The organism is Burkholderia diffusa, assembly GCF_902499115.1.
In the GTDB taxonomy this organism is placed as follows: Bacteria; Pseudomonadota; Gammaproteobacteria; order Burkholderiales; family Burkholderiaceae; genus Burkholderia; species Burkholderia diffusa.
This window is the reverse complement of sequence record NZ_CABVPN010000018.1, coordinates 162,605-169,360: the sequence shown is the minus strand read 5'-3', so window position 1 is coordinate 169,360 and position 6,756 is coordinate 162,605. Positions and strand designations below refer to the sequence as shown.

5 protein-coding genes and 2 tRNA genes are annotated in these 6,756 nt (G+C 66.3%); 1 reads left to right on the top strand and 6 read right to left on the bottom strand.

Annotation, left to right across the window (positions count from 1 at the left end):
- The 3 genes from BTE28158_RS19715 to gltX all read right to left on the bottom strand — a co-directional run bounded on the left by BTE28158_RS19715 (nt 1) and on the right by gltX (nt 1,832).
- Nucleotides 1–76: transfer RNA gene (locus tag BTE28158_RS19715), tRNA-Glu, on the bottom strand.
- 143 nt (nt 77–219) lie between these two features.
- Nucleotides 220–295: transfer RNA gene (locus BTE28158_RS19710), tRNA-Ala, on the bottom strand.
- A gap of 127 nt (nt 296–422) precedes the next feature.
- A complete protein-coding gene (gene gltX / locus BTE28158_RS19705) occupies nt 423–1,832 on the bottom strand; it encodes a glutamate--tRNA ligase (RefSeq protein ID WP_151050173.1) in 1,410 nt (469 codons plus the stop codon).
- Between the two features lie 280 nt (nt 1,833–2,112).
- Here gltX and BTE28158_RS19700 point away from each other — a divergent pair, with 280 nt between their 5' ends.
- Nucleotides 2,113–3,039: a patatin-like phospholipase family protein gene (locus tag BTE28158_RS19700; RefSeq protein ID WP_124903427.1), complete on the top strand. Its 927-nt coding sequence runs from the start codon at nt 2,113–2,115 to the stop codon at nt 3,037–3,039.
- A gap of 143 nt (nt 3,040–3,182) precedes the next feature.
- On the opposite strand, the gene BTE28158_RS19695 is transcribed toward BTE28158_RS19700, so the two are convergent.
- The 3 genes from BTE28158_RS19695 to BTE28158_RS19685 all read right to left on the bottom strand — a co-directional run bounded on the left by BTE28158_RS19695 (nt 3,183) and on the right by BTE28158_RS19685 (nt 6,702).
- A complete protein-coding gene (locus BTE28158_RS19695) occupies nt 3,183–3,857 on the bottom strand; it encodes a C40 family peptidase (protein ID WP_124622394.1) in 675 nt (224 codons plus the stop codon).
- A 128-nt stretch (nt 3,858–3,985) separates the two neighbouring features.
- Nucleotides 3,986–5,608, bottom strand: coding sequence for an ABC transporter ATP-binding protein (locus BTE28158_RS19690; protein WP_151050171.1), 1,623 nt, complete (start codon nt 5,606–5,608; stop codon nt 3,986–3,988).
- The gene (locus BTE28158_RS19685; protein WP_059599480.1) at nt 5,605–6,702 is read right to left on the bottom strand and encodes an ABC transporter permease; all 1,098 of its coding nucleotides are present in this window, start codon (nt 6,700–6,702) and stop codon (nt 5,605–5,607) included. Before BTE28158_RS19685 ends, BTE28158_RS19690 begins: the two co-directional genes overlap by 4 nt.
- Nucleotides 6,703–6,756: the final 54 nt, after the last annotated feature.

Sequence of the window (6,756 nt, the reverse complement as noted above, 5' to 3'; positions counted from 1 at the left end):
TGGCGTCCCCTAGGGGATTCGAACCCCTGTACTCACCGTGAAAGGGTGATGTCCTAGGCCTCTAGACGAAGGGGACATAATCTTTTCAGATCTGTCTGACTTTCGCTATTCACTCATCATCAACAGCGAAGGCCGAAATTCTAACTGCTTTAAATCATTTTGTGAAGCATTTATTACTACCACCACTGCTGCTTCGCAAATCAATCCATTCTGCTCTGATGGTGGAGGTAAGCGGGATCGAACCGCTGACCTCTTGCATGCCATGCAAGCGCTCTCCCAGCTGAGCTATACCCCCTTGCAGAACAGAAATGAGATTATATGGACCGAATTTGAACTTGTAAATACCCTTTTTGCGATCCGAGCGAATTTTTTTGCGAAGCCGCCGCGATGTCATGCACGGGCGGCTTCGCCCCGCCCCAACCTCAGGCCAGCGCGCCCTCGATGCGCGACACCACGATGTCGCGACCGAACAGTACGAGCACCGCGTCGATCGACGGCGTATGCGTCGTGCCCGCCACCAGCAGGCGCACCGGCATCGCGAGCTGCGGCATCTTCAGCTTGTGCGCGCCGAGCGTCGCCTTCAACGCGGCGGACACCGCCTCCTTCGTCCACTCGGCTGCCTTCAGCGCAGCGACGAGATCGGCCAGCGCCGGGCGCACCGCATCGGTCACGTGCTGCGCAAGCGCGTCGGCGTCCGGAGCCGGCACGCGGTAGAACATCGCGGCGCCTTCGGCGATCTCCTTGACCGTCGTCGCGCGATCCTTCATCAGGCCGACTACCGCGTCGAGCGCCGGGCCCGTCGCAATCGCCGCGTCGTCGATGCCGAGCGCCGCGAGGAACGGTTTCGCCAGCGCGGCGAGGCGCGCGTTGTCCGCTTCCTTGATGTAATGGGCGTTCAGCCAGCTCAGCTTGCTGTGATCGTATTGCGCGGGCGACTTGCCGAGATGCTCGAGGTCGAACCATTCGACGAACTGCTCGCGCGAGAAGATTTCGGCGTCGCCGTGCGACCAGCCGAGACGCGCGAGGTAGTTGACGACCGCCTCCGGCAGGAAGCCCGCGTCGCGATACGCCATCACGCTCATCGCGCCATGCCGCTTGCTCATCTTCTCGCCCTGCTCGTTCAGCACGGTCGGCAGGTGCGCATAGACGGGCGGCTCGCCGCCGAGCGCGCGCAGGATGTTGATCTGGCGCGGCGTGTTGTTCACATGGTCGTCGCCGCGGATTACGTGCGTGATGTTCATGTCCATGTCGTCCACGACCACGCAGAAGTTGTAGATCGGCGTGCCGTCCGGACGCGCGATCACGAGGTCGTCGAGCTCCTCGTTCGAGATCTCGACACGCCCCTTCACCGCGTCGTCCCACACGACCGTGCCGGTCAGCGGGTTGCGGAACCGCAGCACGGGCTTCACACCAGCCGGCGGCTCGGGCAGGACCTTGCCCGGCTCCGGACGCCACGTGCCGTCGTAGCGCGGCTTGAGGCCAGCCTCGCGCTGGCGTTCGCGCAGCGCGTCGAGTTCCTCGGCCGACATGTAGCACGGGTACGCGAGCCCCTGCTCGAGCATCTGCGCGAGCACCGCGCGATAGCGGTCCATCCGCTGCATCTGGTAGATCGGGCCTTCGTCGAAATCCAGGCCGAGCCACTGCATCCCCTCGAGGATCGCGTCGACGGCTTCCTGCGACGAACGCTCGACGTCGGTATCCTCGATACGCAGCACGAACGTGCCTTTCATCTTGCGCGCGAACGCCCACGGATAGAGCGCGGAGCGGATGTTGCCGAGGTGGATGAAGCCGGTGGGACTCGGCGCGAAGCGGGTACGGACAGGACGGGTCATAAACGGTAACTCGAACGCCTGGGGCGCATGAATGATTCGACGCGGGATCGACGGCGACAGCCCGGACAGCAATGGGGCCGGCCGCGCCCGGAACGGGAAAGAAGCCGGAATTATACTCGCGCCGGTCTTCGCGCCAAGCGCGCCGCTTGCTTTATGATGTGCGCGCCGCGGCCGCCAGCCGGCGCCGCGCCGGCCGCCCGGTTTCTGCCGCACGGCCGCTCGGAACCTATCGCCGCCGCGGGCCGCCCGGCCCGCCGCCAAGCCGCCGGAGAACCACACGATGTCGTCCCCTCGCCTGTCGCGCCGTCATTTCACGATCGCATGCGCATCCGCCAGCCTCGCCGCTTGCACGTCGTTCGGCGACAAGTCCCGCCCCGACAACGCCGCGAATCCCACGCAGTCGCGCGAGAAGCCCGTGAAGATCGGCATCGCGCTCGGCGGCGGCGCCGCCCGCGGCTTCTCGCACATCGGCGTGCTGAAGGCGCTGGAGGCGCGCGGCATCCCGGTCGAGATCGTCGCCGGCACGAGCGCGGGCTCGGTGGTCGGGGCACTGTACGCGTCGGGGATGAGCGGGCTGCAGATCAACAAGATCGCGCTCGACATGGATCAGGCGGCGATCAGCGACTGGGCGCTGCCGTTCCGCTCGCGCGGGCTGCTGCAGGGCATCGCGCTGCAGAACTTCCTGAACAAGACGCTCAACAACCGGCCGATCGAAAAGATGGCGAAGCCGCTCGGCGTCGTCGCGACCGACCTGCAGAACGGCCAGCCGATTCTGTTCCAGCAGGGCAATACGGGGCTTGCGGTGCGCGCGTCGTGCAGCGTGCCGTCGGTGTTCGAGCCCGTGAAGATCGGCAACCGCGAATACGTCGACGGCGGTCTCGTGAGCCCGGTGCCCGCGTCGTTCGCGCGCAAGATGGGCGCGAACTTCGTGATCGCGGTCGACATCTCGTCGCGACCGGACGGCGCGGCGACCAGCAACCCGATCGAGATGCTGCTGCAGACCTTCACGATCATGGGTCAGACGATCAAGACCTACGAGCTCGACAAATACGCGGACGTCGTGATTCGCCCGAACCTCGCGGCGATGGGTGGCAGCGACTTCAACCAGCGCAACGCGGCCATCCTCGCGGGCGAAGAAGCGGTCGCGCGCATCATGCCCGAGTTGCAGCGCAAGCTTGCGGCAGCCCGCGGGGCAGCAGCGGCATAAGCGGACGCATCGCGGGGCACGACGTGTAACGAGCCGCCACCGGCGCCGACGCCCCCAACCCGCCGCTTCCGCGCCCCCAAAGCAAAAAACCCTGCCGCCTTTCGGTGACAGGGTTTTTTCATCCGGCCGATCGCCGGCGTGCGTCAGTTGCTGCCGTTCGCCGCGTCGTCGCCGATCGTCGCGCGCACGCGTTGGCGCAGGTCGTCGGCCTTCATCGGGAACGCCGATTCGATCCGGCGCGCACCGGTGAAACGCTTTTCCCAGTAGCCGCTGTCGAGATCGTCGACGCGAACCGTGCTGCCCGTCGACGGCGAATGCACGAACTTGTTGTCGCCGATGTAGATGCCGACGTGCGAGAACGTCCGGCGCATCGTGTTGAAGAACACGAGGTCGCCCGGCTTCAGGTTGCTCATGCTGACCTTCTCGCCGACGCGGCTCATCTCTTCCGCGCGACGCGGCAGCGACATGCCGAGCGTGTCCTGGAACACGTAGCGCACGAAGCCACTGCAATCGAGGCCGGAATCCGGCGAGTTACCGCCCCAGCGGTAGCGCACGCCGATCATGTTCAGCGCGCCGACGACCACGTCGCCTGCCTTGCCGGCCATGCCGGCGAGGAACGACTTCGCGCCGCCGCTCGACGGCTGCGCGCTAGTCTGCTGGAGGGACGAATTCGACCCGATTTGAGTCGAATTCGTGACATTCTGGTTAAAACTGCTGACTTCGTCGGCGAACGCGACGGGAGCTGCTGCGAACAGGGCGCCGATGAACAGCCCGGCGAGGGTGCGCGCGCATGCCTGGGTCAGGGATCGATGCTGCATTGGTCGATGGAATGTGCTTAAAAATCAGCTGATTGGCGGAAAATTTCGGTCGATACTAGCCAGCGCGTAATCGTTTGTCAAAACAAATTAAAAAATACAATCGAGATAGTCAGACCATTGGACGCCTATCACGCTTTCCAGACCGCTTTCAACAGCTTTTGTGTGTAAGGATGTGACGGTTTCGTGAAGATATCGGCCACGTCCCCGGACTCGACGATCGCCCCGCCCTGCATCACCGCGACCCGATGCGCCATCGCGCCGATCACCTCCAGATCGTGGCTGATGAATACATAGCCGAGGTTGTATTTCTGTTGCAAATTCGCGAGCAGTTTCAGCACCTGCTGCTGGATCGACACGTCGAGCGCGGAAGTCGGTTCGTCGAGGATCAGGATGCGCGGCTCCAGCACGAGCGCGCGCGCGATTGCGATGCGCTGGCGCTGCCCGCCCGAGAATTCGTGCGGATAGCGATGCAGCACCGTGCGGTCGAGGCCGACTTCGCGCAGCACGGCCAGCGACTTCGCGCGGCGCGCGTCCGGCGTCAGCTCCGGGCGATGCAGTTCGAGCCCCTCGCCTACGATCCGCTCGATCGTGTGACGCGGCGACAGCGAGCTGAATGGATCCTGAAAGACGACCTGCATGTTCGAGCGCAGCGCGGTCTGTTCGCGGCCACGGTAGGTCGACAGCGCGCGCCCCTGGAATTCGATCTCGCCGTGCGCCGTCCGTTGCAGCCCGAGCAGCGCCATCGCGAGCGTCGACTTCCCTGAACCGGACTCGCCGACGATCCCGAGCGTCTCGCCCTGCCGCACCGACACGGACACGTCCGCGACCGCCGTCACGGGCGTCGTGCCGAACCAGCCCGCGAAGCCCGGCCGCTTGCGCGCGAACTGCACGCTGACGTGGCGCGCTTCGAGCACGACGGGCGCGATCGGCAGCACCGACGCGACCGTGCGCTGCGGCCGGCTATTCAGCAGCCGCCGGGTATACGGATGCTCCGGCTCCGCGAAGATCCGCTCGACCGACCCGCTTTCGACCAGCTTGCCGCGCTCCATCACCGCGACCCGCTCGGCGAAGTGCCGCACGAGGTTAAGGTCGTGCGTGATCAGCAGGATCGCCATCCCGCGTTTTTCCGCCTCCTCGCGCTGCAACTCGAGCAGCAGATCGACGATCTGCGCGCGGATCGTCACGTCGAGCGCCGTGGTCGGCTCGTCCGCGAGCAAGAGGCGCGGCCGGCACGCGAGCGCCATCGCGATCATCGCGCGCTGCCGCTGGCCACCCGACAACTGATGCGGGTAACTGTCGACGCGCTTCTCCGGCTCCGCGATGCCGGTGCGCGCAAGCAGCGCGATCGCGCGCTTGCGCGCCTCCCCCGCCGTCACGCCGTCGTGCAGCACGATCGTCTCGCCGATTTGCGCGCCGATCGTGTACAGCGGGTTGAGCGCCGTCATCGGCTCCTGGAAGATCATCGCGATGGCCGAGCCGCGCAGCCCGCGCATCTCGCGCTCGCTCTTGCCGGCGAGGTCGTGCCCGGCGAAGCGGATCGTGCCGCTCACGTCGGCGTCGCGCAGCAGCCGCAGGATCGACAGCGCGGTCACGCTCTTGCCCGACCCCGACTCGCCGACGAGCGCGACGCGCTCGCCGCGGCCGATCGCGAGCGTCACGTCGTCGACGGCCACCGTGTCGCCGAAGCGCACGTGCAGGTGCTCGAGCGACAGCAGCGGTTCGCCCGCGTTCGATACGACCGTGTCGCTCATCGCTGGCCTCCTGCCGCGCGCACCGAGTCGGCGATCCGCGTGTCGAGCGCGTTGCGCAGCGCGTCGCCCATGAAGGTCAGCAACAGCAGCGTCGCGACCAGCACGCCGAACGTCGACAGCGAGATCCACCACGCGTCGAGATTGCCCTTGCCCTGCGCGAGCAGCTCGCCGAGGCTCGGCGTCGGTGGCGGCACGCCAAGCCCGAGGAAGTCGAGGCTCGTGAGCGCGAGGATCGCACCGCTCATCCGGAACGGCAGGAACGTGATCACGGGCGTCATGCTGTTCGGCAGCACGTGGCGCCAGATGATCTGCCAGTTCGTGAGCCCCATCGCGCGGGCCGCCCGCACGTAGTCCTGCGTGCGGTTGCGCAGGAACTCGGCACGCACGTAATCGGCCAGGCCGATCCAGCCGAACAGCGACAGCAGCACGATCAGCAGCAGGAAGCTCGGCTCGAAGATCGATGCGAAGATGATCAGCAGGTACAGCTCGGGCAGCGAACTCCAGATCTCGATCAGCCGTTGCCCCACGATATCGATGCGCCCGCCGAAGAAGCCCTGCACTGCGCCCGCGGCGATCCCGAGCAGCGTGCCGATCGCGGTCAGGATCAGCCCGAACTCGACCGACACGCGGAACCCGTACACGAGCCGCGCGAGCAGGTCGCGCCCCTGCGCGTCGGTGCCGAGCCAGTTCGCGCGCGACGGCGGCGCCGGGTTCGGCACGGTCGAAAAGTAATTCAGCGTGTCGTAGTAATAGCGGTTCGGCGGATAGACGACGAAGTTGCCCGGCGCCTCGAGCCGCTTGCGGACATACGGATCGAGATAGTCGGCCGGCGTCGGGAAGTCACCGCCGAAGGTCGTCTCCGGATACGCATGGAACATCGGGAAATAGGTCTGGCCGTCGTAGCGCACGACGAGCGGCTTGTCGTTCGACCATAGCGGTGCCGCGAGGCTCGCGGCGAACGCGACCGCAAAGATGACGAAGCTCCAGTAGCCGAGGCGCTGCTGGCGAAAGCGCTGCCAGACGCGGCGCGCGGGCGAAGGTGACACGCGCGCGCGCGCCGCGTCGATGCGGGACGACACGACGGCCCGGTTCATCGCGCACCTCGCCCGGCGAGCGCGGGCAGGCGGACAGGCGCGCCGACGAACGGC

Coding starts and splice junctions, on each gene's coding strand:
- gltX (WP_151050173.1), bottom strand. CDS start 1,832: ATGACCCGTCCTGTCCGTACCCGCTTCGCGCCGAGTCCCACCGGCTTC.
- BTE28158_RS19700 (WP_124903427.1), top strand. CDS start 2,113: ATGTCGTCCCCTCGCCTGTCGCGCCGTCATTTCACGATCGCATGCGCA.
- BTE28158_RS19695 (WP_124622394.1), bottom strand. CDS start 3,857: ATGCAGCATCGATCCCTGACCCAGGCATGCGCGCGCACCCTCGCCGGG.
- BTE28158_RS19690 (WP_151050171.1), bottom strand. CDS start 5,608: ATGAGCGACACGGTCGTATCGAACGCGGGCGAACCGCTGCTGTCGCTC.
- BTE28158_RS19685 (WP_059599480.1), bottom strand. CDS start 6,702: ATGAACCGGGCCGTCGTGTCGTCCCGCATCGACGCGGCGCGCGCGCGC.